At 70.7% G+C, this 242-nt stretch carries 1 pseudogene; it reads right to left on the bottom strand.

Annotation, left to right across the window (positions count from 1 at the left end):
* Positions 1–242: pseudogene (locus RB628_RS42185) on the bottom strand (6-phosphogluconate dehydrogenase); the annotation flags it as partial.

Below are 242 nucleotides of genomic sequence, written 5' to 3'. Positions count from 1 at the left end.
ACTGGTTGCGCAGCGCCGCGATCATCTTCATCTGCGGGGAGTCGTCCTGCCGGGAGGCGAACCGCGCGAAGAGGGAAGCCGTGATGGCGGGCAGCGGCACGGAGTTGTCGACGGCCGCCTCGACCGTCCACCGGCCCTCGCCGGAGTCCTGCGCGAAACCGCGCAGCCGCTCCAGGTGTTCGTCCTGGTCGAGGGCGTTGACCGCCAGGTCGAGCAGCCAGGAGCGGATGACGGTGCCCTCC

Origin of the sequence: Streptomyces sp. ADMS, from assembly GCF_033441795.1 — a bacterium.
GTDB lineage: Bacteria > Actinomycetota > Actinomycetes > Streptomycetales > Streptomycetaceae > Streptomyces.
This window is presented reverse-complemented; position numbering and strand designations above follow the sequence as displayed.